At 68.8% G+C, this 1,749-nt stretch carries 2 protein-coding genes and 2 pseudogenes; all 4 read left to right on the top strand.

Annotation, left to right across the window (positions count from 1 at the left end; genetic code table 11):
- The first annotated feature begins 358 nt into the window (after positions 1 to 358).
- Positions 359 to 742 carry a helix-turn-helix domain-containing protein gene (locus MJ783_RS23145; RefSeq protein ID WP_239313984.1) on the top strand — a complete coding sequence of 128 codons (384 nt, stop codon included), beginning with the start codon at positions 359 to 361 and terminating at the stop codon, positions 740 to 742.
- On the top strand, positions 739 to 1,335 hold the full coding sequence (locus MJ783_RS23140; RefSeq protein ID WP_239313981.1) for a PIN domain-containing protein: 597 nt from the start codon (positions 739 to 741) through the stop codon (positions 1,333 to 1,335). The genes MJ783_RS23145 and MJ783_RS23140 overlap by 4 nt, the downstream gene beginning before the upstream one ends.
- A gap of 57 nt (positions 1,336 to 1,392) precedes the next feature.
- Positions 1,393 to 1,560: pseudogene (locus MJ783_RS23840) on the top strand (DUF4097 family beta strand repeat-containing protein); the annotation flags it as partial.
- A 41-nt stretch (positions 1,561 to 1,601) separates the two neighbouring features.
- Positions 1,602 to 1,749: pseudogene (locus MJ783_RS23835) on the top strand (hypothetical protein); the annotation flags it as partial.

Genomic DNA, 1,749 nt, shown 5'->3' with positions numbered 1-1,749 from the left:
TGCTGCCTCGTCTCGCAGGAAGTCGAAGAGGTCCCGGCAGGTGACCACGGTGATTTCGGACGTCTGGGCCGTTCTCGGGGCCGCGGCAGCGCCGGCCAGTTGTCGAGCACTGGCAGACCCACAGCCGTCCGATCTCCGCGGAGACTCTCCGCGAGCGGCTCCACATCGGCGCTGCCACGGCGCGCGCCCTGGTCACCCGGCTCCGCGCAGAGGCGGTCGTGACCGGCCTGGCTACAGAGACTCTCGCCGAGGGGTCCGAGGTGGTCCGTCTCCCTGCCGGGTGCGGAGCCCGGCCGCTGCGCACGAGCCGTGTTACGGTTGCTGCAGTTGATTCACTTGGAGCAGATGGAGTCCTGCCGTGACCGAGCTGCTGCTGCGTGACGCCGAGGCTCTTCACCACGCGCTGGCGACGCCTGGCGAACAGGTGAGAGTCGCGCTCTCGCGCGAGACCGCCGAACTGGTCTCCCGGCTGATCGACGCCAGGGTGCGAGGCGAGGAGATCGTCATGGCCTCCCGCACCGCCGAGGTGACTCCCACCGAGGCTGCGGTGCTGCTGGGGATGTCACGTCCCCAGGTCCGCAAGCTCATGGACCGCGGCCTGCTGGAGTACCGCAAGGTCGGCACGCACCACCGCGTGCGCGTCTCGTCAATCCGGGCGTTCCTGGAAACCGAGCGTCCGCGGCGGCGCGAGGCACTCGCCGACCTGGCGGCCGTGCAGAACGACCTCGGCCTGACCGAATGAGCGCCGCCGCCGACGAGACCGACCTGATCCGGATCGTTCTCGCCGACGCGAACGTGCTCTACTCCCGTGTCCTGCGCGACTACCTCCTCTACGCCGCCGACCAAGAGATCATCGCCATCACCTGGAGCGCCGCGATCCTCGATGAGACCACCGAACACCTCATGCTGAACGTGAACGGCTTTGACCGCGCGGCTGCCCGACGGCTGGTGACAGCGATGAACCGCGCGTTCCCGCTTGCCGAGGTCGAACCCTCCGAGGAGGACTTCCGGGCGCTGGCCGATGTGTGGCTGCCAGACGACGACGATCGCCACGTCCTCGCCGCAGCCGTCACCGCGGCCGCAACTGTCCTCTGCACCTGGAACATCAAGGACTTCCCGGCCGACGCCGCCGCCGCGGCCGGCGTCGAGGTGCTCACTCCCGACGAGCTGCTCGGCCGGCTCGTTGCCGAGTACGAGCCGCACATGCTTGCCGCGCACCGGACGGCGGTCGCGTCACTGACGGGCGCCACAGACACCTCGACGATCGCTGCGCTGCGCAGAGCCGGAGCCTCGACAACCGCCGATCTGATGGATCATCTGATTGGCCGTTGCTGAACCGTCCGGCGGAGACCTCCTGCTGGTCTCCGCCGGGTCGACATCACAGCCACCGGTATGAGCGGGCGACCGCGGGTACAGTCCACCTCCGGCGACCTCACGCTGACCGGGCCGCGCTCGGCAACCGTCGATGCCACCTCGGACAGCGGCGATATCGACGCGCAGTTCAGCGCCGCCCCGCGACGCGTTGCCGTGCACACCACGCGAGGCGACATCAACCTTGTGGTCCCGGGTACGGCGACGCGCACGCCCGCCTCAGTGAATGGCTGGAGATCAAGCGTGGCGATGGGACGCGACCCGCGACGTTGCGAACCTACCGCTGGCTCGTCGACACGCATATCGTGCCGACCATCGGCCGAATCCAACTCGACAAACTCACTCCCCTCGACCGGACCCACGGCCACGTCCAGAGTT

Origin of the sequence: Protofrankia sp. Cj3 (assembly GCF_917627355.1) — a bacterium.
Taxonomy (GTDB): Bacteria; Actinomycetota; Actinomycetes; order Frankiales; family Frankiaceae; genus Protofrankia.
The sequence above is the reverse complement of the archived record's forward strand: the minus strand, read 5'-3'. Positions and strand labels throughout refer to the sequence as shown.

Bases quoted from the DNA above. Each gene is read 5' to 3' on its own strand.
- MJ783_RS23140 (WP_239313981.1), top strand. From the start codon at position 739: ATGAGCGCCGCCGCCGACGAGACCGACCTGATCCGGATCGTTCTCGCC.